We start from the raw sequence: 23,202 nt of genomic DNA, 5'->3' as shown, positions 1-23,202 counted from the left end.
CCAGAACCGTCCCATTTCGGAGCAAGGAGGCCACCGTCATGGCGCTGATCAGTGAGGCCGAGTGGGAGTCCACGGCGCTGGAGGTGCTGGCCGAGCAGGGCTGGGCGCCGTCAACCGGCACCGACATCAACCACGAGCGTGCGTCGGCGTCCGACATCGTGCTTCACGACCGCTTCACCACCGCGCTGGTGCGGCTGAACCCGCAGGTGCCCGAGCTGTACCTGCGACAGGCGGCGACGGAGATCCTGACCCCGTCCAGCCAGGACGCGATCACCGAGAACCGTCGGCTGCACGAGTTCCTCGTGCACGGCTACCGGGGCGTCACCTACCTCGACAACGACAACGTCGAGCAGAACCCGACGATCCAGTTGGTCGGCCGGGAGCCCGGCGACAACGACTGGCTCGCGGTGCGGCAGGTCACGATCAGCGACGCCGAGCACCACCGCCGCTTCGACGTCGTGGGGTACCTGAACGGGCTGCCGGTCCTGATCGCCGAGCTGAAGCAGGCCGGCGTGGAGGGCGCCACGCTCGCGACAGCGCACGGGCAGCTGGCGACCTACCTGGCGGAGTTCCCGCTGGCGTTCCGCGCGTGCGTCCTGACCGTGATCTCCGACGGGGTGACCGCCGGGTACGGGACGCCGTTCACGCCGCTGCACCACTACGCGGCCTGGAACGTGGACGACGACGGGGAGCCGCTCGCGCTCGGCGAGGTGATCGAGGACACCGACTACGACACCGCGCTGGAGGTCACGTTCAACGGGCTGGGCAACCAGGTCCGGTTCCTGGACCTGATGCGGCACTTCACCGCGTTCGACGCCGGCGACTTCGGGCTGGCCAAGCGGATCGCCAAGCCCCACCAGTACTTCGCGGTGAACAAGGCGCTCGGGCGGACGGTGACCGCGGTGAAGTCCGACGGCAGGGCCGGGGTGGTGTGGCACACCCAGGGGTCCGGCAAGTCGATGGAGATGGAGCTGTACGCGAACCTGGTGCTGCGCTCGGTTCACCTGCTGAACCCGACGATCGTGGTGATCACCGACCGCCGTGAGCTGGACGGGCAGCTGTACCGCACGTTCGCCGCGTCCACACTGCTGCCCCAGATGCCGGTCCAGATCGCCACGCGGTCGCAGCTGCGGGAGGAGCTGACGCAGCGCTCGTCCGGGGGGATCCTGTTCACGACCCTGCAGAAGTTCAACCTGACCATGGAGGAACGGGAGTCCGGGGCCGACCACCCGCTGCTGAGCGATCGGCGCAACATCGTGGTGGTCGTCGACGAGGCGCACCGGTCGCACTACGACGACCTCGACGGCTACGCGCGGTTCCTGCGGGACGCGCTGCCGCACGCCACCCTGATCGCGTTCACCGGGACGCCGATCAGCGAGGTGGACCGGGACACCCGCGAGGTGTTCGGCGACTACATCGACATCTACGACCTCAGCCGCGCGGTCGCCGACGGCGCCACCGTCCCGGTGTTCTTCGAGCCGCGGCTGGTGAAGGTCGCGTTCGCCGACGACGTCACCGCCGAGGACCTCGACCGCGCGGCCGACGAGGCCACCGTGGGGCTGGACGACGTGGACAGGGAGCGGCTGGAGAAGTCGGTGGCGGTGATCAACGCCGTCTACGGGGCGCCGGCCCGGCTGGCCACGCTGGCCGCCGACGTCGTGGGGCACTGGGAGACGCGGCGGGAGCGGATGCGTCCGCTGATCGACGGGCCGGGCAAGGCGATGATCGTGTGCGCGACCCGGCAGATCTGCGCGGACCTGTACGAGCAGCTGGTCGCGCTGCGTCCGGACTGGCACTCCGACGCGCTCGACCGGGGCGTGCTGAAGGTGGTGTACTCCGGCACCGCGTCCGACCCCGCCGGGATCCGGAAGCACGTGCGGCGCGAGTCGGAGAACCAGGTGGTCAAGCAGCGCCTGAAGGACCCCGACGACCAGCTCGAACTGGTGATCGTGAAGGACATGATGCTCACCGGCTACGACTCTCCGCCGCTGCACACGCTCTACCTCGACCGGCCGATGAAGGGCGCCCTGCTGATGCAGACGCTGGCGCGGGTGAATCGGACGTTTCGCGGCAAGGACGCCGGACTGCTGGTCGCGTACGCCCCGTTGGCGGAGAACCTCACCGCGGCGCTGGCCGAGTACACGGTGACCGACCAGGAGGTGCGTCCGGTGGGGCGTCCGGCCGCGGAGGCGGTCGAGCTGGCCCGGGCGTTGTTGGACCAGCTGCGGGCGCTGGTGGCCGGGTACGACTGGCGCGCGGTGCTGGGCGGTCCGAAGGGGTGGGTGAAGGCCGCGGTCGGACTGACCGCGTGGCTGCGGAACCCGCAGAACCCCGGGAACCAGGTCAGCTCGTCCCCTGTCATCCCGGGTGGCTCTCCGTCCCCTGTCATCCCGGGGCCTTCTTCGTCCCCTGTCATCCCGGGCTCGACCCCGGATCTCAGTGTCGCCGCCCGCTACCGCCAGCTTGCGGGGCAGCTCGGCAGGGCGTGGGCGCTGGCGGCCGGCTACGACACGCTCGCCGACGTCCGCGACGAGGTCCGCTTCTACGAGGAGGTCCGCGTCTGGATGGCGAAGTTCGACGCGGCCGAGCGGGAGGCGCGCGGCGAACCCGTCCCCGAGGAGGTCGCCCGGCTGCTTCGGCAGTTGGCGTACGAGGCCACCGGGTCGGACGAGGTGGTGGACATCTACGCTGCGGCGGAGATCGCGCCACCGGACTTCAACCAGCTCACCCCGGCCGTGCTCACGCAGGCGCAGAAGTCCGCCAACCCGCACCTGGCGATCGAGGCGCTCCGGGACGCGATCCTCGCCGAGGCGGCGCGCTCGGCGGGGGCCAGCCTGGTTCGGCAGCGGGCGTTCAGCGAGCGGCTGTCCGACGTGATGCTGCGCTACACGAACAGCCAGCTGACCGCGGCCGAGGTGTTGATCGAGCTGTTCGAGATGGCCAGGGACGTGGCCGCGGAAGCGAAGCGGGGGGAGCAGTTCCACCCGCCGCTGGGACGCGACGAGCTGGCCACCTACGACGCGATCGCGGACAACGCGTCCGCCCTCGACGTGCTCGGCCAGGACGTCCTCGCCGACATCGCCCGCCAGCTCGTCACGATGATGCGGGCCGACGTCAAGACCGACTGGACCGTCCGCGACGACGTCCGCGCGTCCCTGCGGGCCAAGATCCGGCGGCTCCTGCGCAAGTACAAGTACCCGCCCGATGCGGCAGAGGGCGCCGTGAAGCAGGTCATCGAGCAGATGGAGCTGCTGGCGCCCGGGGTGGGGGCGTAGTGGCGTCAACTCGAGCTATCAGAAGGGATTCCGAAGTGGCCGACAAACCGATCCTGTTGCTTCTGCACGGAGTGGGGCCTGGTGAGCGGAGCGACGCGTGGCGAGCGACGCTGGAGCGCGCACTTGCCGCGGCCGGTTACTCCGGCCTCGACGACGTGACCGTGATCGCCCCCAAGTACGCACACGCCCTCCAAGGCTCGGACGACGACGAACCGGTCCCTCCGGTGACGGTCCGTTCACCGTCGGGAGACGCCGCGCGAACCAATCGCAGGGACTTCCAGCGTCGCATGGGATCCATCGAGATCGTGCTCGGTGGACACGATCGCGGCTCGGGCTGGATCGGTGCGGACGCGGTGGCATCCGCAGCGCTGGCCCAGCCCTACTTCGAGCAGGCGGCCAACTACCTCACGAAGTCGCGGATCCGTGCGCACGTCCTGCAGCGGATCCTGCGTCGGGTGCCCCAGGCAGGTCGTCTCGTGATCGTCGGGCACAGCCTGGGTTCGGTGATTGCGGCGGACCTGGTTCGGCGACTGCCCGTGGGTGTGAGCGTCGAGGGGATGGTCACTGTCGGTAGCCCGCTCGCCCACCCGAAGTTCGAGGTCGAGCGGCTCCGCGATGCGCTCAGGGAGCCACCGACGAATCTCGGCTGGTGGGTCAACTTCTGGAACGCCGGGGATCCCGTCACGACTCACCGGGGTATCTCCTCGGTCTTCCCCTGGATGCTCGACTTCCGCATCCCGACCGTCATGGGGCTCCACTGCCATGACGCCGAGATGTATCTGGCCAATCTCGCCGTGGCGGCGACCATCGGCCGCGCCCTGTTCGGGTCGCTGTCCAAGGAGTTGGTGCCTGCCGACGGAGGCGTCGATATCCCGCTCGACTACGCCGAGACAGTGGCGCTGATGGCGTTGCGGTACGCACACCTCACCAAGGCGAGGCTCGAGGGTGACCAGCATGATCGGTACGCGGACGCTCTGAGACAGGTGCAGGCGTCCACCGTGGAACTGGTTCGGCTCCGGAACGCGAGAGAAGGCCGTCCCCTCCCCGCCGCGATTGCTCGCCTGGCTGTGGACTTGACCGACGCGGAGTCGGTGCCTCCCCAACCACAGCCGGTGAACCACCTGTCGAAGGAGGACGCCATTGTTCCGCTGCTGAGTATCGCGGCAGCGAACGTCCTCCGCCCTTACGAGATCAGCGTGCCTGCGGCCGTGCGTAGAGACGCCATGGAGGATCTGACGGCAGAGATGTGGCTGGGTGGCCAGATCGGGGCCGATGTCATCGCCGCAACGGAGGAGTCCCGCAAGGCACTCGCCAGCGCTGGCGCGGCGAGCTGGCTCAAGTGGCTCGCCATCGGGGCGGGGGTGGCGGCGCTCGTGGCCGCGACAGGCGGGCTGGCCCTGGTTGCGGCGCCTGGTGCCGTCGGCGCGGCAGCGATCACGTCGGCTTTGGCCGCCTTCGGCCCGGGTGGGATGATCGGCGGCCTGCTCACCGCGGGCACCCTCGTGACTGCTGGCGGGGGAGGGATCGCGTTCGGCCTGGCGAGTCCCGGGACGACCGCGGAAACGGTGGAAGCGGTCGTCGCGTCGCAGTTGGCGGGCGCGATTCTCCGGGAACGACAGGGGCTGGAACAGGATCCCTCCACGTGGTCAACCCTCGCGGACACCGGGATTGAGCTCAGAAGGGAGCTTGTGCGCCTCTCTGCCTTCTCAGACGAGGCCGCGCCGTCGCTGAAGGAGTTGAACCGGAAGATCGTCGCCGTGGATCGCGCGCTCACCTACCTGAGCAAGCACAGCCTCGGCACTGCCCCTGCAGCTCCGGAAGCGGAGGTCGCTTCGACCGAGAAGAGCAGTCGTCGTCAGTCCCTGTCTGCCATGCGCACAAAGCGGTCCGGCGACACACGAGACGATCTCGGTTGAGCCCGTTCACGCGGCACCTACGCTGGCCGAGTGGCTGACACCGTGCCGGTCGATCGTCCCGTCCGCGCGCTGTGGGTGCGGCTGCTCGTCGTCGGGGCGGTGAGTGTCCTCCTGGGCGTGCTCACCTTTTTCGCGCAAGGCGTGCTGCCCGACGCCTGGCGCTCATTCGCGAACTCTGCGAGCGGGTGGACGCTGCTGACCGCCGTGCTCGTGTTCGCCTCCCGTGCAGCGACTCGGCTGGCCGCGGTCCTGGGCGCGGTCAGCTTCGTGCTGCTTGTGGTCGGGTATTCGATGGGCGCTGCCCAGCACGGCCTGTCCTACAGCCCGGTGCTGTTCGGCGTGGTGGGACTCGTGGTGGGCCCGTTCGTCGGGGTCGCTGCGGTCTGGCTCCGTGACCGCGCGATCCGCGGCGGGCTCGGCGTGGCGCTGCTGACGGGGATCTTCGTCGGCGAGGCGGTCTACGGGCTCACCGTCATCGCCGACTCCACGCGTCCGGAGTACTGGGTCCTCATCGGCAGCGTCGGCGTCGTGCTGCTGATCGGCATGGTGTTCGGCCGGCTGCGGGGGTGGACGAGCCGCTTGGTCGCCGTCGCGGGCGCGACAGTGACGGCTGGCGCCTTCGTGGTCGCATACTCGATGCTCGGCGGCGTCTGACTTTGCCGCCGACGGAGGTCCGTCAGCGACCTTCGGTTCCTTCCGGCAGCTGCGCCCTGGCCTGGAGCAGCTGGATCTGCGCCTCGAGGCGCGCGATCTCCGCTCTGACTCCGGCCAGCTCCGCAGCCTGCGCACTGTCACGGTTCACGGCGTCCAGGTCACGTCTGGCCGTCGCCTCGGCGAGTTCGTTCTGCAATGTCGCCAGCGCAGAGGGAGGCGCAAGACTGCCCTGCGCTGTCGCGATGTCGACCTGCTGCTGCAGTCGCTTGAGTTCTGCGTAGCTGTCCGCCGTGGCGTTGATGCCCTGCAGTTCGAGCTCCTTCGACCGCTGCTCGACCTGGCGCTTGATCACCTCCAGGCTGCGGACGTCCGCGGCGTCACGAAGCGCGTCCGCCGAGGTCCCGATCTTCGTTGCGGCGTCGAGTCCCGCAACGACCTGGTCGGGTACTCCGCCGATGGCGTCCGCGATCGCACCCACCGCGCTCTTGTCGCCCACCACCAGCTTGGACGGAAAGCCGAGATCGCCGAAGGTGATGTCGACCGAGGCCTCGCCGAAGAAGCGGCCGTCGAGCGGCATCGATGTGCTCTCGCTGAATCGGTCGGTCACGACGACGTCGGCAGACTTCTCGAGAATCGGCGTACCCGAGGCGCCGCGCCGCCACACCCAGAGTCGTGCGACTCGCGGGATCCGCCAGTAGACGAGGTCGCCCCGCAAGCTCGCACCGTCCACGCTTCCGTCCTCGTTGGGACGCCAGTCCGGGTTCGTGAGGCTCGGCCCCACCTCGATCCAGACACCCGCATGTTCCCACAGTGACTTGAGCCCGCGGCTGTCGTCATCAACGGCGTTCGGGTCCTGCTGCGGCGCCTCATTGGAGGCATCCTCGTGGACGGGGACCGCATCCAGCGCGATGGACTGCGACAGAGCCCGGGGAATCTTGACGAGATGGGCCTCGCTCCAGGCGGAGAACATCGCGTCGACCTTCGACGTCTCCTTCAAGGCTGCGTCGAGGATCTGTTCCAGCTGCCGGATGCGTGCCAGCTTCCGCGCTCCAGCGACGGCGTCGTCGCCATCCACGACCTCTCCCCGCAGTGTGCCCAACTTCTTGGTGCAGCGATCGGCGATGCCCGCGTAGGTGCTCCTGTGGTCGGCGGCTGCCGTGTGGGCGGCGTCCCAAGCCTTCCTGACGCTCGTGGGATCAGGGGGTTCGTCAAGCTCGGCGTCCGACGCGTCGCTGCGGCGCCCGAGGGACGTCCCGTCCGAGCGGATCGCCAGGCCGACCACGGTGGCGATGACCTTCGCTGCCGCCCCCACCAGCTTCGATCCGACTCCCACGGACTTGTAGGAAACCGAGGCGAGGCGCCGGTCGGGTGTCCAGGCGATCGTGATGTCGTTGTCCCCTCGCCGGGGTGGCTCCAGCGGGCGAACCCCGTCGCTGTGGTCTCCGTACACCGTTTGCGCGACAGTGGTCACGGGATCGTCCAGGTATTCCAGCGCCTCCGCGAGCCGAGTATCCAGAATCAGGTTCACCGTGGTCTCGACCGTGAACACACTTTCTGCGAGCAGATAGCCCTGCATGGCAGCCCCTTCTGCCTCGTGCCTGATGTCGAAAGCATGGCACGGGTCCGCGGCGTGGTCGAGGGTTGCCCTCGGCGGGCGGCTCACGGCGCTGCATCTGACCTCGCTGCGGAATTGCGCGCTGGATGGTCGGCTGAGGCCTCGGGCGGGCGGTCCCGGGATCTGTGGTGCGTTTCCGCAGCGACACGATAGGAACCGTCCCCAGCGTGCCAGCGGGGAGGCGAATGCTCAGACACCCCAAGCGACAGGGCTGGGAGGAATTGCCCCGTCTGTGGCCCGATCTCGCCTCCAGACCCACAGAAGCGGCATCTGCAGTGCAATTCCTCTCAGCTGCGCGCTTCGGGCGCAATCGGGTCGAGTCGCCGACTCCTCAGCGCAGCAGCGCCAGGCGCGCCTCGAACCTCCAGTCGGGGTCGTCGAAGTCGTCGCCGAACAGGTCGCGCAGCTGGTTCACCCGGTACGCCACCGTCTGCGGGTGGACGGCGAGCTCCGCGGCGACGGGGGAGCGCTGGCCCCAGTGCCGCAGCCACGCCTCCAGCGTCGACGTGAGCCGCTCCCGCTGCGGCCCACGGACTTCCGCCAGGGGACCCAACACCCGCTCCCTGAGCGTCTCCATGACCTCGGGGGCGCCCCGGACCACGAGCTGCGGCAGGTGCTCGTCCGCCCACAACGGACCGGTGCCGTCGGGGGCCAGCAACTGCGCGGCCACCAGCGAACGACGAGCCTCTCGGGCCGGAACCAGCGGCCCGATCCTGACGCCCTGGCCGTCCTGGCGGACGAGGTCCTGCACCACGCCCGCCAGCCCGCCGTCCCCGGCCAGGACCAGCAGCGCCGCCCCCTCGCGCTCCACCGCGAACCCCCGCATGCCGAGCGCGGCCTGCGCCACACCCAGCGCCTCCAGGGGCAGCAGCCCCAGCGCGACAGACGCCGGCACCGACCATCCCGCCGCCGCTGCCGTCGCCTCGATCGCCTCACCATCCCCGGCGAGCAGCGCCTCCACCACCCGCCGCAGCCGACGGTCCCGCTCCCCGGCATGCGTGGACGCCTCGTGCGCGTACCCGTCGGCACTGTCCGCCTGCAACGTGTCCACCAGGGCGAACACCGACTCCGCCAACGCCACCTGCGCCGCCGGCGACGGGTCGAGTGCGGCGAGCTCGTCGGCACACGCCGCGTACAACACCCGGACGCCGATCCGGTACGCCGCCAGCAGGTCCTCCAGGCCCCGCCCCTCTCTGGCCTCGCCCGCGCCGAGCTCACGGAACAACGCCCGGTCCGGCTCGGCCAACGACGGCTCCGAGGTGCCGATCAGAGCCACGAATCGCCGCGCGATCGCTCCCGTCGCGCCGACGATGTCCGCGCGCACCTTGGGTTCCCGCATCCGCTCCACCCACGCCGGCTCGGCGTCGATCGCGGCGATGATCTGCGCCCGCATCGCCTCCAGCCGGGGCGCGACCACCGTCCCCAGCTGCTTCGGCAGTCGGGACCACGGCGGAGCCGTAGGAGTTATCACGAAACAATAATAGATCGCGGTGCAGTCCCTCCGCTGAGCTAAGGATTAGCGCGGAGGAATGAGGGAGAATGAAGCATGCAGTACGCGTCGAGCCGTGACCACGTCGTTTCCATGTGCCGCACCATGCTGGCACACGGGTTCCTGAAGGCCACCGAGGGCAACGTCTCGGTGCGCATCCCCGGCCGGCAGCTGTACGCCGTCACGCCCAGCAACTACGGCTACGAGAAGATGCGACCCGAGGACGTCTGCGTCCTCGACTTCTCCGGTAAGCCGGTCGCGGTCGAGGGCGCGTCCACGCTCGCCCCTTCGGTCGAGGCCGCCATGCACGCCACGATCTATCGCGAGCGGCCGGACGTGAACGCCATCGTCCACACCCACCAGCCCTTCGCGTCCGCCCTCGCCTACCTGCGCAAGCCCATCCCTGCGCTGTCGGACGAGCAGAGCCGCTTCCTCGGCGGCGAGGTGCCGATCGTCGACTACGCGCCCGCCGGGACGTCCTTCCTCGCCGCGAACATGCGCAAGAAGCTGCACACCGGAGGCAACGCCTACATCCTCGCCAACCACGGCGTCGTCGTGCTCGGCTCCGACCCCGAGCGCGCCGTCTTCGCGATGGGGCTGCTGGAGAAGGTGTCGATCGCCTACCTGATGGCGCTGGTCACCGAGTCCGACAAGGTCTACACGGTGCCCGCCCCGATCCGCGAGATCGCGATCAACAAGCTGCGCTCCGAGCAGAAGCGGATCGGTGAGAGCGTCACCAATGCGGTCCCCGCGGAGGACGTCGAGGACGCGCCGCTGCCCAGCGCGGACGCAGTGGCAGCCGAGATCGCGGCGGTGCGTGCGACGGGGGGACAGGACGCGGACGTTTCCGGCGCGCAGGCGCGTGAAGCCGGGGTAGGGGTGGCGGTCGAGGGGGGTGGCGCGGCGGATGAGGGGTCATGGCCGAGCGCCGCCTCCCTCGGTTACGGCATCTCGACCTACCCCGACGTGGCGGACGTCCAGCGCCGGCTGGACGCGCTGGTCGACCAGCCCGTCCGCGGGCCGCGGCACGACGCGATGCTGGGCGTTCTGGACTACTTCGAGACGAAGTGCGCCACCAGCAAGGAGATCACCGCCCGCGCGAAGAAGCGGATCCCCGGCGGTGTGCAGCACAACCTCGCCTTCAACTACCCGTTCCCGCTGGCGATCAGCAAGGCCGAGGGCGCCCACCTGACCGACGTCGACGGCAACACCTACATCGACTTCCTGCAGGCCGGCGGCCCGACGATCCTCGGCAGCAACTACGCGCCGGTGCGCGAGCGCGTCAACGAGGTGATCCGGGAGTCCGGTCCGGTGACCGGGCTGTTCCACGAGTACGAACTGCGGCTCGCAGAGCTGGTGCACCACTTCATGCCGAGCGTCGAGGTGTACCGCTCGCTGGGCTCGGGCACCGAGGGCGTGATGGCGGCCGTCCGCGGCGCGCGGGCGTTCACCGGCAAGCCGATGGTGATCAAGATGGGCGGCGCGTACCACGGCTGGTCCGACACCATGGTGGTCGGCCTTCGCGTCCCCGGGACCTGGCGGATGAACGCCAAGGGCATCCCGCTCGGCGCCACCGCCGACACCCGCGAGGCGTTCCCGGAGTCGCTGAACGAACTCAAGCGCAAGCTGATCGAGAACAAGGTCCGCGGCGGCACGGCCGCCGTCATCGTGGAGCCGGTCGGGCCCGAGAGCGGGACGCGTCCCGTCCCCGAGGACTACAACGCGAAGATCCGCGAGCTGTGCGACGAGTTCAAGGCGCTGCTGATCTTCGACGAGGTCGTCACCGGGTTCCGGCTGGGGCTGGGCGGTGCGCAGGGGTACTTCGGCGTCCGCCCCGACCTCACCGTCCTGGGCAAGGCGATCTCGGGCGGCTACCCGATGGCCGGCGGCGTGGGCGGACGCGAGGACGTCATGGCCGTGTTCGGCTCGGGGCTGGACGGCAAGAACGGCGCCCACGTCCAGGTGGGCGGGACGCTGTCCGCGAACCCGCTGTCCTGCGCGGCCGGGGTGTTCGCGATCGAGGAAATGGCCCGCACCAACGCACCGGTGATCGCCGGACGCGCGGGCGACCGGCTGGCCGAGGGCCTCAAGCGGCTCGTCGCGAAGTGGGGCCTGCCGTACGTCGTGCACAACACCGGCGCGATCGTCCACCTCGCCTCGACCGGCGTGATGATGCTGTCGATGCGCAATCCCGCCAAGCTGCTGAAGGAGAACGGCCCGCGCAAGGAGGCGATGGAGCACATGGGCGCGGTGTACGCGTCCCACGGCATCATCACCCTCGCCGGGTCGCGGCTGTACACGTCCATGGCCTGCACGGACGCGGTGATCGACGACGCGCTCGACCGGTTCGACCGGTCGTTCGCGCTGGTCGAGGGCGTCTGAGGCGCTCGCTGCGTCCCGAACTGGCAGAATCACCGCCGATGATCACCCACAACTCCGCGGGGACGTGCGCATGAGCGCTGTACCCCCGCAGGTCCTGGCCGTGGACCTCGGCACGTCCGGGATGAAGCTCGCCCTCGTCGGCCACGACGGACGCGTGGTGGGCTGGGAGAGCGAACCGGTCGAGTTGTCGATCCTGCCCGGCGGCGGGGCCGAGCAGGTGCCGCAGGACTGGTGGCTGGCGTTCGGGCGGTGCGCCGACCGGCTGGCCGCGAGCAGTCCCGAGCACTTCGCCGCGGTCACCACCGTCTGCTGCTCGACCCAGGGCGAGGGCACGATCGCCGTGGACGCGGCCGGCGAGCCCCTGACCAACTGCATCCTGTGGATGGACATGCGGGGGGCGCCCAACCTGCGCCGCCACTTCGGCGGGCGTCCGGCGATCAACGGGCTGTCCGCGGCCCGGCACGCGCGCTGGATCCGGGTGACCGGCGGCGCCCCGTCCCCGACCGGCAAGGACCCGGCCGCCCACATGCTGTGGGTGCGCGACGAACTGCCGGAGGTCTACGAGCGGACCGCGGTGTTCCTCAACGTCCTCGACTACCTGAACCTGAAGCTCACCGGACGGGTCGTCGCCACCGCCGACTCGATCCTGACGTCCTGGGTGACCGACAACCGCGACCCGCGCCGGATCCGCTACGACGCCGCGCTGGTGGCGGGCAGCGGCATCGACGCGGCCAAGTTGCCCGGGATCGTCGCCTGCACGGACGTGATCGGCACGCTCACCCCGGACGCGGCCGCGCACCTCGGGCTGCCCGAGTCGGTCGTGGTCGTGGCGGGCGCGATCGACAACACGGCCGCCGCGGTCGGCGCGGGCACGATCGCGCACGGCGACTGCCACCTCTACCTCGGCACGTCCTCGTGGATCGCCGGGCACGTCCCGGCGAAGAAGACGGACGTGCTGCACGGGATCGCGTCCATTCCGTGCGCGCTGCCGGACCGCTACCTGATGACCGCGTTGCAGGCGACGGCCGGCGGCAACCTGAACTGGTTGCGCGACAACGTGGTCGGGCCGGGCGACCCGCTCGTGGCTGCGGACGTGCGGGGGGAGTTCTTCACCCTTGCGGACCGGATCCTGCCCGGCGTGCCGGCCGGCTCGAACGGCGTCCTCTACACACCCTGGATCTTCGGCGAGCGGGTGCCGGTCGACGACCACGCGCTGCGCGCCGGGCTGTTCAACGTGTCGCTGCACAACACCAGGGGCGACCTGCTGCGGGCGGTGTTCGAGGGGATCGCGCTGAACACCCGCTGGATGCTCGGCCCGGTGAACCGGTTCCTGTCGCGTCCGGTCGATGCGCTGCGGCTGGTCGGCGGGGGAGCGCGCTCGGCGTCGTGGACGCAGATCCTCGCCGACGTGCTCGGCGTCCCCGTCCACCGGGTCGAGGACCCGGTCGCGGCCAATGCCCGCGGCGCCGGCCTGATCGGCGCCATCGGGACGGGCGCGATCACCGCCGACGACGTCCCCGGTCTGGTCCGGGTGGCGGACGTGCATGAACCCGACCCGGCGGTGCGCGGCGTCTACGACGAGGCGTACGGCACGTTCATCGAACTGCACCGCCGGCTGGCGCCGCTGTACCGCCGTCTCGCCTGGCGCGCCTGAGGCGCGCGGGAGGGACGTCCGGGGTCAGGCGGCGGGGTCGGCCTCCAGGTCGCCGGGGATCGGGACGTCGAGGGTCGGCTCGGGCTGGCGCAGCATCCAGACGCCGATCACGGCCAGCAGGACGCCGAGGATCGCGAACCCGACGACAAAGCCGCCGTCGCCCGTGCGTGCCGCGTCCATGAACAGGACGACGACGAACGAGGCCTGGCCGACCAGCTGGAACAGGCCGGACGACGCGCCTTCCGGGGTGGGCGCGGCGATCTCGGACGCGTACTGCATGCCGACCGGCATCGCGCCGGTGAGCAGGAAGCCGACGACGAACGCGCAGGCGCCGAGCAGCCACATCGACTCCTGCGGGATGACGAACGCCGCCATCAGGGGTGCGGCGACGATCATCGGCACCGCCGTCCACGGCACCCGGCGCCCGGTGCGGTCGGACGCGGCGCCGAGCGCGAGGGCCCCCAGGACCCCGCCGACGAGCAGGCACTCCAGCAGGATCTCGGCCGCGTCCTCGGGCAGCCCCATCGCCGTGACCACCTGCAGCGCCCACGTGGACAGCCCGTTGAACACGCCGAGCGCGACGAACAGGGCGGCCAGGAAGACCTGGAACGGGCGCTGCGCCATCGCGTGGCGCAGCCCGCCCAGCTCGAGCGCGCGGGCGTCGGACGCGTCCGCGATGCTGTGGTCGGCGTCCCTGGCGAACAGGCAGTAGGCGATCCCGGTGACCCAGGCCGCGACCGCGTACAGGCCGAGCACCTGGTCGATGGCCAGGCCCGCGTCCAGCAGGGCAGGGGTGAAGGCCGTGCCCAGCGCGACGCCGACCATCATCGCCAGGGTGAGGACGGAGACCACCGTCGCGCGCAGTTGCCGGGGGAACCACTTGCCCGCGACCGTCGTCCACGCGTTGAAGAGCAGCGGCTGCGCGGCGGCGACCACGATCGCCCCGGCCATGGCGAGGCCGTAGGACGTGCCGGCGAGGAACCGGATCGTGCCGCCGACCGCGACCAGCAGGGAGCCGAGGCCGACCGCGAACCGGATCCCGTAGCGGTCGACCAGCCACGCCGCGGGGATCGACAGCGGGATGAAGACCACCATGAAGACGATCGAGAAGTAGCCGATCAGGGTGGTCGAGACCCCGTAGTAGTCGGCGGCGGTCGTGCTCACCGGTGACAGCGCGATCCACTGCAGCTGGATGGTGATGTTGACGAGGACGGAGACCGCGAGGACGACCCAGCGGTAGCGCGAATTGGCGGCGACGCTCACGTGTTGACCCTAGTCAGCCACGCGGCGCGGCGGCGTCAATTCGCGCAGGTGTCGCGCCCGCTTCCGCCGCCGACACCCCGAAACGGCACGATAGGAACCGTCCCCATCGTGCCGCGTGGTCAGGTCGTCGGCGCCGCAGCCGGCTCGTGGGTCGTGACCCAGAACCGGGCGGTGACTGCGACGCCGAGGACGAGGAGCGCCGAGGTGAGGATGAACGGCCAGGTGCGGTCCATGCCGGACAGCCAGCCGGAGATCCAGCCGAACGGGGCGGTGGCCAGCATCACCACCGTGCGCTGGATCGCCATCACCCGCGAGCGCTCGTGCCGGTCGACGTGCAGCGCGACCAGCGACTCGGCCAGCATGAACAGGATGCCCGCGCCGAACGCGTCCAGCACCAGGCAGACCGCGAGCAGGCCGTAGGTGGACGCGACCGCGCCGCCGTCCGACGCCGGGATCAGCACCAGCAGGACCTGGCCGGCGAGGTACACCGCGAACCCGAGCAGCGTGGGCAGCTTGAGGTGCTTGCCGTGGGTGAGCGCGGGGATCAGGGTGAAGAAGAACAGCACCGACAGCAGCGAGCGGACCATCGGGAAGAACGGCAGCAGGGGGTCCGGCACCCCGAGGTGCTGGTTGATCACGACCTGCCAGAACGTCCCGTTGACCAGCGAGACCGCCGAGACGATCGCCTGCACCGCCAGTGAGAACAGCGTCCCCTTCGAGCGCAGGATCAGGCCGAGCACCGGACGGTACCCGCGCAGCGAGCTCCAGATGCTGACGCCCCTGGTCTGCTCGCGGCGGATCCGGCCCGTGTCGGTCTCGGTGGACAGCTTGTAGAGCAGCCAGATCTTGATCGCCATGATGACGAACGCGTTGAGGTAGAGGATCCGGACGGCCGGTTCCAGCCCCAGCCGCGACACCAGCACCGCGGCGATCGGGGCGAACAGCGCGGAGAACTCTGCCGCCACCTTGACCAGCGAGTAGACCTTGGGGATCTCGGAGCGCTCGACGTCCTCGACCAGCAGGCAGTCCCACGAGTTCTGCGTCACCTGCCAGGCGCCGTTGACCACGGACGCGACGAGGAACCACCAGAAGTTCTGCGCGAACGCCCAGATCAGGCAGGGGATCGCCCACGCGACGATGTCGAACAGCGCCGTGGTGAGGCGGCGTCCCAGCTTGTCGGTGATCACGCCGCTGAGCAGGCCGAACACCATCTGGGAGAGGATCGAAATCGTGGCGAGCAGCCCGATCTGCTCGTCGTGGACGCCCAGCGCGAGCATGAACACCGACGCGTATGGGAGCACGAGTGCCATCGAGAGCCCCCACATGGGCTCGGTGTACACGCAGGCGCGTCCGTTGCCGCGGAGGTCGACGAGCGTCCTCAGCAGGGGGTTGCGGACGCGGGGCACGGCGCACAGCCAACCACGTCGACAGGGGTCCTGCAAACGCTCACACAAGGTGCGCGGTCAGGCCGCGCGGCACGATAGGAACCGTCCCCATCGTGCCGCCCCGCGTACCGGGGGGTCAGCTGTTCCAGCGGACGACGGCGGCGGACTCCTTCTCGCGGCCGAGGATCGAGACACTGCCCACCTCGAGCGGGAAGCTCTGGCCGAAGATGATCGGGAAGTCCAGCCAGCACAGCGCGAGGACGCGGGACGCGTGCCCGTGGCCGAAGCAGATCGCCCTGTCCACCCCGGACGCCCGCACCCGGGCCACCACCCGGGTCAGCCGCGCCCTGACCTCGTCCGCCGACTCCCCGCCGGGGCAGCCGTTGAACCAGATCCGCCAGCCCGGGTAGTGCTGCCGGATCTGGTCGCTGGTCAGGCCCTCGAAGTCGCCGTAGTACCACTCGGCCAGGTCTTCGGTGACCTCGTAGTCGGTGAAGCCGGCCAGTTCCGCCGTCCGCCGTGCGCGCAGCCGCGGGCTGCACAGGACGAGGTCGAAGTCGCTCGGGTCCAGCCGCGCACCCACCGACATCGCCTGCTCCACGCCGTGGTCGGTCAGGTCGAGCTCTGTGACCGACGTGTGCTGCCCCGACCGGCTCCACTCGGTCTCGCCGTGCCGGACGAGGTACAGCAGCGTCACTCGTTGTCCCCACCGGTCGAAGCGGACGCGGACACCTCGCCGGCGGCGTCGCCGGCGTCCGGCCACACCCAGTCGGCGATCTCGGGGAGGTCGGTGCCCCACTGGTAGGCGTACGCCTTGGCCGCGATCCGGCGGTCCACCATGTCCTGGCGCAGCGTGGCGTAGCGGGCCCGCAGGCTCGGCACGCGGTCGATCACGTCGATGACGAGGTGGAACCGGTCGATGTCGTTGCGCATGCACATGTCGAACGGCGTCGTGGTGGAGCCCTTCTCCTTGAACCCGCGGACGTGGATGTTGGAGTGGTTCGTCCTCCGGTAGGCCAGCCGGTGCACCAGCCACGGATAGCCGTGGAAGGCGAAGATCACCGGCCGGTCGGAGGTGAAGATCGTGTCGAAGTCGCGGTCGGACAGGCCGTGGGGATGCTCGCGCTCGTCCTGCAGCCGCATCAGGTCGACCACGTTCACCACCCGCACCTTCAGGTCAGGGACGTGCTGCCGGAGCAGGTCGGCCGCCGCCAGCGTCTCCAGCGTGGGGACGTCGCCCGCGCACGCCAGCACCACATCCGGCTCGGCCCCCGGCTCCTCGGTGCCCGCCCAGTCCCAGATGCCCAGGCCGCGCGTGCAGTGCGCGATCGCCTCCTCCATGCTCAGGAAGACCGGCTCCGGCTGCTTGCCCGCCACCACGACGTTCACGTACTGCTTGGAGCGCAGGCAGTGGTCGAACGTCGACAGCAGCGTGTTCACGTCCGGCGGCAGGTACACCCGGATCACCTCGGGCGACTTGTTCATCACGACGTCGAGGAAGCCCGGGTCCTGGTGGCTGAACCCGTTGTGGTCCTGGCGCCACACGTGCGAGCTGAGCAGGTAGTTCAGGGACGCGACCGGACGCCGCCAGCCGATCTCGTTGGTGGCCTCCATCCACTTCGCGTGCTGGTTGAACATCGAGTCGACGACGTGGATGAACGCCTCGTAGGAGCTCATCACGCCGTGCCGTCCGGTGAGCAGGTAGCCCTCCAGCCAGCCCTGGCACTGGTGCTCGCTGAGCACCTCCACCACTTGGCCCTGCTTGCGCATCGGGTCCGGCGCGTCGGTGGGCAGGTATTCGCCGACGAACTGCTTGGGGGTGGCCTCGTACACGGCCTGCAGCCGGTTGGACGCGGTCTCGTCCGGCCCGAAGACCCGGAAGTTCGCCGGGTTGCGGCGGGAGACCTCGGCGAGGAACTCGCCCAGCCGCTTGGTGGACTCGACCATCGGGCCGCCGTGGCCGTCCGCGTCCGGCTCGATCGCGAAGTCGCGGAAGTCGGGCATCAGGAGGTCCTTGAGCAGCTGGCCCCCGTTGGCGACCGGGTTGGCAGAGACCCGGCGGTCCCCGGCAGGGCGCAGCGCGTCAAAGCGGTCCAGGAGTGCCCCGTCCGCGTCGAACAGCTCGTCGGCGCGGTAGCTCGCCAGCCAGTCGGCCAGCACCTGCAGGTGCTCGTCGGAATCGCGCGCGTTCGCCAGCGGTACCTGGTGGCTGCGCCAGTGGCCCTCGGTCTGCTTGCCGTCCACCGACTTCGGGCCGGTCCAGCCCTTCGGCGTGCGGAACACGATCATCGGCCAGCGGGGACGCGCGACGTCCTCGGGGTCGACCGACTCGGCGTCCGTCTTGATCTCGACGATCCGGTCCAGGGCGTCGTCCAGCAGCCGGGCGAAGCGCTTGTGCGTCTCGAGGTGGTCGTCGTCGGGGGTGGCCTCGAAGAAGAGCGGGTCGTGGCCGTACCCGCGCATGAGGTCGGCCAGCTCGTCGTCGGGGATCCGGGCCAGCACGGTCGGGTTGGCGATCTTGTAGCCGTTCAGGTGCAGCACCGGCAGCACGACGCCGTCCGTCCGGGGGTTGACGAACTTGTTGCCGTGCCAGCCGGTGGCGGCCGGACCGGTCTCGGCCTCGCCGTCGCCCACCACGGTGAACGTGAGCTGGGTGGGGGAGTTGTACACCGAGCCGTAGGCGTGGGAGAGCGAATAGCCGAGCTCGCCGCCCTCGTGGATCGAGCCCGGGCACTCGGGGGAGACGTGGGACGGGATGCCGCCGGGGAAGGAGAACTGCTTGAACAGCCTGCCCAGCCCGGCCTCGTCGTGGGTGATGCTCGGGTACACCTCGGTGTAGGTGCCGTCGAGGTAGGCGTTCGCCACCAGCCCGGGGCCGCCGTGGCCGGGTCCGGCGATGTAGATGGCGTTCAGGTCACGTTCGACGATCGCCCGGTTGAGGTGCGCGTAGAGGAAGTTGAGGCCGGGCGTCGTCCCCCAGTGCCCGAGCAGCCGGCGCTTCACGTCGTCCCTGGTCAGCGGACGCCGCAGCAGCGGGTTGTCGAGCAGGTAGATCTGGCCGACCGACAGGTAGTTCGCCGCGCGCCACCAGCCCTCGATGAGTTCGGCGGTCTCGTCGCTGATCACCTCGGGGGCGTCGGCGGGACGCGCCCGCCAGGCCCGGGTGCCGATCGGGTTCGCTGACACTGCCGCTCCTGTCGCTCGGTTCGCCGTGCTCATCATTCTTGCCCAGTCGCCTACGTATCAACACCGCCCTCGCTCGCTCCGAAACGACGAGCTGATGAATACCGGGTGTCCTGTGTGCAGGTCGGGACCCGGCTGAACCGGGGGTGGGATGTGGATCGCGGACAGCGTGCACTGGTGATCGTGGGGATGCTGGTCGAGGCGGCGGAGGCGCTGGCTGCGGACGTGGACGCAGAGCAGGTGGTCTGCCGGTACCTGGCCCAGAACCTCGAGGCGGACGTCGCGGCCTGCTACGTGCCGGACGCCGCCGAGGGGGGCGCGTCGGCCACCTGCTACCCGGACAGCCGGGCCGCTGCGGCGCTCGTGCGCCTGCTGGAGGCCGGTGCCGACGGCGAGGCGTCGGTGCCTACGCTGCGCGAGCACCACCGGCTCGGCGAGGTGCTGGTGGTCGCGCCGGGCGGATTCACTCCGGACGGCGTGGACGGCAGCCCGCACCGCGTCCTGGCGTTCGCCAAGCGGGAGGGCTTCGGCGACGACCACGTGCTGCTGCTGCGGGAGGCGGTTCCGCCGCTGATGGCGCTGCTGCCGCACGTCGTCGCCGCGCGGGAGCGCCGCGGCCGGTCGCGGGCGGGGCTGGACGCGGCCCGCGAGCTCGGCCTGACATCCCGCGAACTGGAGGTGCTGGAGCTGCTCGCCCAGGGCCTTCTGGCGACCTCGATCGCGTCCCGGCTGGAGTTGTCGCCGCGTACCGTCCACAAGCACCTGGGCAACATCTACGACAAGCTCGGCGTTCACGACCGACTGGTCGCGGTCAGCATGGCCCGCGGCCGCGGCCTCGTCGCCGCCTGACCGGGTGCGCTCGGACTGCCCACCCCCCTGTCATCCCGGGCTTGACCCGGGATCTCCGTCTTCCCGGCGGGAGCGTCAGGGCTGCTCGGCGAGGGTGAGGGTGGTGTGCTGGGCGGTGCCGTCCCGGGAGTAGTCGATGGCGACCTCGTCACCGACCTTCGCGCTGACCAGGAGCCAGGCCAGCGAGACGCTGTTGGCGGCCTGGTCGTTGATCCGGGTGATCACGTCCCCGACCTGGAGGCCGGCGGACGCGGCGGGCCCGCCGGCGGTGACCTCCTGCACGAAGAGGCCGGCCACCGTGGAGAAGCGGTCGGCGGTGTCCTGGCTGATCTGCGCGGTCTGGGCGCCGATCCACGGGTGCGTGGCCCTGCCGTTGGCGAGCAACTCGTCGACGATCCGCTGGGCGGTGCTCGCGGGGACGGCGAAGCCGATGCCCACGCTGCCCCCGCCGCCGTTGCCGTTCGCGTCCGGGACCGTCGAGATGGCGGTGTTGACCCCGACCAGGCGCCCCTCGCAGGTGACCAGCGGTCCGCCCGAGTTGCCGGGGTTGATGGACGCGTCGGTCTGGATCGCCCCGGCGAGCACGGTGGTCCCGCCGCTGGCCTTGGGAACGGGCACGTTGCGTCCGAGCGCACTGACGATGCCGCTGGTGACCGTCCCGGACAGCCCCAGGGGTGCGCCGAGCGCCACCACGGGCTGTCCGACCGAGAGTTCCTCGCGGGGGAGAGCAGCAGTGTCGGCAGCTTGTTGCGGTCGACCTTGAGCACGGCGAGGTCCGTGATCGGGTCGGTGCCGACCAGGTGGGCCGTGAGCTGCTCGCCGTTGTTCAGCAGGACCTCGATCGTCCCGGACGTGGCCGCGGCCGCGATCACGTGGTCGTTGGTGAGGATGACCCCGTCCGCGCGGATGATCGCCCCGCTGCCCGAACCGGCGGCCTCCTTGCCGGTCACGTAGACCGTCACCACCGACGGCAGGGTGGACGTCGCGACCCGGGTCGTGTCGCAGGAGCCCGACGCGGGGAGAGGTTGATCGCCGCCGTCGCGCCGAGCCCTCCGGCCACGAGGGCGACGGCGAGTCCCAGCCCGATCAGCTCCAGCCAGTTCAGCGCGGGGCGGCGGAACCACCAACTGCGGGACTGCGACACCGTCTCCTCCTCAGGTGGCCAGGGTGGGGTCGGTGGTGAGTTCCACGTTCGCCCACACCTCATAGCCGATGGGTTCGAGGTCGCCGATGAGCATCCGGCGCACCCGGTCCTCGTCGGCGACGTCCCATTCTCCCGCGCCCACGACGAAATCCACTTCGACATACAGGCGCCGGCCGAGTTTCGTCGCCCGCACGATCGGCTCGCCGAGTCCGAACTCGGCCGAGGCCCGGGCTGCCGCGGTGTCGATCCGGTCCTGCACGGACGGCGGGGGAGCAGCCTCGAGGATCTCCCGACCGGCCGTGCGGACCAACCGCCACGGGACCGGCGCGAGGACGGCGACCGCGACCAGGACGAGGACCGGGTCGGCGTAGGGCACGACGTGGTGCCAGCCGAGCGCGGCCGCCCCTGCCGCCGCGGCCGCGCCGACGGCGATGATCGCGCTGAGGACGGTCCCCGCCCGCCACTGGTCGGCCTCCGCGGCGGCCAGCTCCGAACGGGGGGCGAGGCGCCGCAGCGCGAACGTCATCACCAGCGCGACCACGAGCGTGACCACGCCGTAGCCGATCACGCTGGCGGGAGTCGCATCCGTTCCCCCGGCGAGAAGGAGCGAGAACGAGTCGATCGCCGCGTACACCAGCGTCCCGCCCAGGGCCGCTCCCTGCAGGAGGATGGCGACCGGGATGACCGCCTCGCGCCCGAACGGATAACGCCGGTCCGGCTCGAGGCCGGCGGCCCAGGCAGCGAACAGCGAGATCCCCGACAGCGCCGTCCCGAAGATCGTGAACAGCCCGTCGAACAGCACCACCCGCGAGTCGGCGAGCACCCCCCACGCGACACCGACTGCGCCGACGAGAAGCGAGACGAGGACCGAAAGGCGCAGGACGCCGGACTCCGTCATCGCGGACCTCGCATCCTCTCCCTGGTATCACCGGTGTGTTGCGGCATCCCCAAACGGCGCCGCGGACACTACGGTAGTGCCCGACAACTGGAGGAGGGGTATGCGCGGGGTGGCGGACCTCGCGTCCCGATGCCGTGGGCTCGGGACGCTCATCGTCGTGGCCGCGCTCACCGGCTGTGCGGCCTTCGGCCTCGGGGGAAGGAACGAGCCTTCGCCCACCGCTCCGGTCGTGCCCAGCCAGTCCGCCGCGCCGAGCCCCTCGCCGGCCCCCGCGACCTCCGAACCCGTCACCACTCCGGTCGATCCCGCGCCCAGCGCGACCACGCCGCGCCCCACCGCGTCGGCCAGCAGCATGGACGTGCTCCGCCCCGCGGCGGCCCCGACGATCGAGGGCCGCCTCCGGTACGGGTCCGAACTCGGCTTCGACGTTCCTCGCTGGGGTCCGGGGAAGGTGACCCTCTCCTACCAGTGGCTGCGGGACGGCGCCGCGGTCGCCGGAGCGACGGGCACCACGCTCCGACTCGCCGCGGGCGACATCGGCCACAGCTTCTCCGTGCGGATCACGGGTAACAGGGCCGGCTTCACCCCGCTCATGCAGGATTCCGCCGCGGTCGGTCCCGTCCTCGGCGCACAGCTGCGTCCTGCGACCCCGGAGGTGACCGGGACCGCGCGGGTGGGGCACACCCTGACCAGCGTCGTCGACGCGTGGGGACCGGGCACGGTCCAGCTCACCCGGCAGTGGCTGAGGGACGACGCCCCCATCGCGGGGGCAACCGGCAGGACCTACCGGCTCGTCGCGGCGGACCTGGGGCACGCCATCCGCGTCCGCGTGCGGGGCAGCAGGACGAACTTCGAGACACAGACCCGTACCTCCGAGCCGACGGGGCTCGTCGCCGCGGGCGTCCTCGACCCCACGCCTGTCCCGCTGTACTCCGGGGTGGGGGCGGTCGGACAGGTGCTGACCGCACTGCCGAGGCAGTGGGGCCCGGGCGAGGTGTCGCTCGCCTACCAGTGGTACCGGTCCGGTTCCGGCGGTGACGTCCGCATCGACCAGGCGACCAAGTCGACCTACAAGCTCGCCGCCGCTGACCTCGGCCACCGGCTGAAGGTCCGCGTGACCGGCTCGCGTCGCGGCTTCACCCCCGTGACCAAGTACTCGGCGTGGACGAGCGAGATCCAGCTGGGCACGCTCGACCCCGACACCCCGACCATCAGCGGCCAGGCCGTGGTGAGCAAGGAGCTCACCGCCGACCCCGGCACGTGGAAGCCGGCCGGCGTCTCGTTCAGCTACCACTGGTACCGGGGCACGGTGCTGGTCACGAAGGCGACCGGCCCGACCTACACCCTGAGCGGTGCGGACGTCGGGTACGCGATCACGGTGAAGGTCACCGGCTCGCTGCCCGGGTACAGGGACCTGACGGTGGCGTCCGCTCCGACGGACAAGGTCGTACCACTCCACCGCTGAGCCCCGGCGTTCCCCGGATGCGGGTCGACC

17 protein-coding genes and 1 pseudogene are annotated in these 23,202 nt (G+C 70.6%); 8 read left to right on the top strand and 10 right to left on the bottom strand.

Features of this window, described 5'->3' with window-relative positions:
• The first annotated feature begins 38 nt into the window (after positions 1-38).
• The 3 genes from QM779_RS05095 to QM779_RS05085 are packed head-to-tail and all read left to right on the top strand — an operon-like array spanning position 39 to position 5,845.
• Complete coding sequence (locus QM779_RS05095; RefSeq protein WP_428532562.1) at positions 39-3,275, top strand: type I restriction endonuclease subunit R; 3,237 nt, start codon at positions 39-41, stop codon at positions 3,273-3,275.
• A gap of 35 nt (positions 3,276-3,310) precedes the next feature.
• Complete coding sequence (locus tag QM779_RS05090; RefSeq protein ID WP_428532559.1) at positions 3,311-5,191, top strand: hypothetical protein; 1,881 nt, start codon at positions 3,311-3,313, stop codon at positions 5,189-5,191.
• A 30-nt stretch (positions 5,192-5,221) separates the two neighbouring features.
• Complete coding sequence (locus QM779_RS05085) at positions 5,222-5,845, top strand: DUF6518 family protein (RefSeq protein ID WP_428532556.1); 624 nt, start codon at positions 5,222-5,224, stop codon at positions 5,843-5,845.
• 22 nt (positions 5,846-5,867) lie between these two features.
• On the opposite strand, the gene QM779_RS05080 is transcribed toward QM779_RS05085, so the two are convergent.
• Entirely contained in the window at positions 5,868-7,421 is a 1,554-nt protein-coding gene (locus tag QM779_RS05080; RefSeq protein ID WP_428532553.1) for a hypothetical protein, read from the bottom strand.
• Positions 7,422-7,791: 370 nt separating this feature from the next.
• A complete protein-coding gene (locus QM779_RS05075; protein ID WP_428532550.1) occupies positions 7,792-8,931 on the bottom strand; it encodes a PucR family transcriptional regulator in 1,140 nt (379 codons plus the stop codon).
• A 75-nt stretch (positions 8,932-9,006) separates the two neighbouring features.
• Here QM779_RS05075 and QM779_RS05070 point away from each other — a divergent pair, with 75 nt between their 5' ends.
• Both QM779_RS05070 and QM779_RS05065 read left to right on the top strand, forming a co-directional pair.
• A complete protein-coding gene (locus QM779_RS05070) occupies positions 9,007-11,331 on the top strand; it encodes an aminotransferase class III-fold pyridoxal phosphate-dependent enzyme (protein WP_428532547.1) in 2,325 nt (774 codons plus the stop codon).
• Between the two features lie 70 nt (positions 11,332-11,401).
• Entirely contained in the window at positions 11,402-12,985 is a 1,584-nt protein-coding gene (locus QM779_RS05065) for a xylulokinase (protein ID WP_428532544.1), read from the top strand.
• Positions 12,986-13,009: 24 nt separating this feature from the next.
• Here QM779_RS05065 and QM779_RS05060 read toward each other — a convergent pair whose 3' ends face one another.
• The 4 genes from QM779_RS05060 to QM779_RS05045 form a co-directional block, all read right to left on the bottom strand.
• Positions 13,010-14,248, bottom strand: a complete 1,239-nt coding sequence (locus QM779_RS05060) for an MFS transporter (RefSeq protein ID WP_428532541.1) — start codon at positions 14,246-14,248, stop codon at positions 13,010-13,012.
• 119 nt (positions 14,249-14,367) lie between these two features.
• A complete protein-coding gene (locus tag QM779_RS05055; protein ID WP_428532538.1) occupies positions 14,368-15,654 on the bottom strand; it encodes an MFS transporter in 1,287 nt (428 codons plus the stop codon).
• Positions 15,655-15,769: 115 nt separating this feature from the next.
• Positions 15,770-16,330 carry a histidine phosphatase family protein gene (locus QM779_RS05050; RefSeq protein ID WP_428532535.1) on the bottom strand — a complete coding sequence of 187 codons (561 nt, stop codon included), beginning with the start codon at positions 16,328-16,330 and terminating at the stop codon, positions 15,770-15,772.
• Positions 16,327-18,819, bottom strand: a complete 2,493-nt coding sequence (locus QM779_RS05045; RefSeq protein ID WP_428532532.1) for a phosphoketolase family protein — start codon at positions 18,817-18,819, stop codon at positions 16,327-16,329. Before QM779_RS05045 ends, QM779_RS05050 begins: the two co-directional genes overlap by 4 nt.
• A gap of 174 nt (positions 18,820-18,993) precedes the next feature.
• Between QM779_RS05045 and QM779_RS05040 the strand changes: the two genes are divergently transcribed.
• On the top strand, positions 18,994-19,665 hold the full coding sequence (locus QM779_RS05040) for a response regulator transcription factor (RefSeq protein ID WP_428532529.1): 672 nt from the start codon (positions 18,994-18,996) through the stop codon (positions 19,663-19,665).
• 75 nt (positions 19,666-19,740) lie between these two features.
• Here QM779_RS05040 and QM779_RS05035 read toward each other — a convergent pair whose 3' ends face one another.
• Both QM779_RS05035 and QM779_RS05030 read right to left on the bottom strand, forming a co-directional pair.
• Positions 19,741-20,103, bottom strand: a complete 363-nt coding sequence (locus QM779_RS05035) for a S1C family serine protease (RefSeq protein WP_428533072.1) — start codon at positions 20,101-20,103, stop codon at positions 19,741-19,743.
• A gap of 114 nt (positions 20,104-20,217) precedes the next feature.
• Positions 20,218-20,534: pseudogene (locus QM779_RS05030) on the bottom strand (S1C family serine protease); the annotation flags it as partial.
• Here QM779_RS05030 and QM779_RS05025 point away from each other — a divergent pair.
• Positions 20,455-20,619 (top strand): hypothetical protein, encoded by a 165-nt coding sequence (locus QM779_RS05025; RefSeq protein ID WP_428533099.1) that lies wholly within the window; start codon positions 20,455-20,457, stop codon positions 20,617-20,619. The pseudogene QM779_RS05030 and the gene QM779_RS05025 overlap by 80 nt on opposite strands.
• Positions 20,620-20,623: 4 nt before the next feature.
• On the opposite strand, the gene QM779_RS05020 is transcribed toward QM779_RS05025, so the two are convergent.
• Both QM779_RS05020 and QM779_RS05015 read right to left on the bottom strand, forming a co-directional pair.
• The gene (locus QM779_RS05020; RefSeq protein ID WP_428532526.1) at positions 20,624-20,809 is read right to left on the bottom strand and encodes a hypothetical protein; all 186 of its coding nucleotides are present in this window, start codon (positions 20,807-20,809) and stop codon (positions 20,624-20,626) included.
• Between the two features lie 10 nt (positions 20,810-20,819).
• The gene (locus QM779_RS05015) at positions 20,820-21,707 is read right to left on the bottom strand and encodes a cation transporter (RefSeq protein ID WP_428532523.1); all 888 of its coding nucleotides are present in this window, start codon (positions 21,705-21,707) and stop codon (positions 20,820-20,822) included.
• A gap of 100 nt (positions 21,708-21,807) precedes the next feature.
• Between QM779_RS05015 and QM779_RS05010 the strand changes: the two genes are divergently transcribed.
• Positions 21,808-23,172: a hypothetical protein gene (locus QM779_RS05010; protein WP_428532520.1), complete on the top strand. Its 1,365-nt coding sequence runs from the start codon at positions 21,808-21,810 to the stop codon at positions 23,170-23,172.
• Positions 23,173-23,202 lie beyond the last annotated feature (30 nt).

Source organism: Propionicimonas sp. (assembly GCF_049840635.1).
In the GTDB taxonomy this organism is placed as follows: Bacteria; Actinomycetota; Actinomycetes; order Propionibacteriales; family Propionibacteriaceae; genus Propionicimonas.
Note: the sequence above shows the minus strand (reverse complement) of the source record. Positions and strands in the feature narration are given on the sequence as shown.

What these genes read in the sequence shown, in the direction of transcription:
- QM779_RS05095 (WP_428532562.1), top strand. Translation starts at nt 39, where the DNA reads ATGGCGCTGATCAGTGAGGCCGAGTGGGAGTCCACGGCGCTGGAGGTG.
- QM779_RS05080 (WP_428532553.1), bottom strand. Translation starts at nt 7,421, where the DNA reads ATGCAGGGCTATCTGCTCGCAGAAAGTGTGTTCACGGTCGAGACCACG.
- QM779_RS05070 (WP_428532547.1), top strand. Translation starts at nt 9,007, where the DNA reads ATGCAGTACGCGTCGAGCCGTGACCACGTCGTTTCCATGTGCCGCACC.
- QM779_RS05065 (WP_428532544.1), top strand. Translation starts at nt 11,402, where the DNA reads ATGAGCGCTGTACCCCCGCAGGTCCTGGCCGTGGACCTCGGCACGTCC.
- QM779_RS05015 (WP_428532523.1), bottom strand. Translation starts at nt 21,707, where the DNA reads ATGACGGAGTCCGGCGTCCTGCGCCTTTCGGTCCTCGTCTCGCTTCTC.
- QM779_RS05010 (WP_428532520.1), top strand. Translation starts at nt 21,808, where the DNA reads ATGCGCGGGGTGGCGGACCTCGCGTCCCGATGCCGTGGGCTCGGGACG.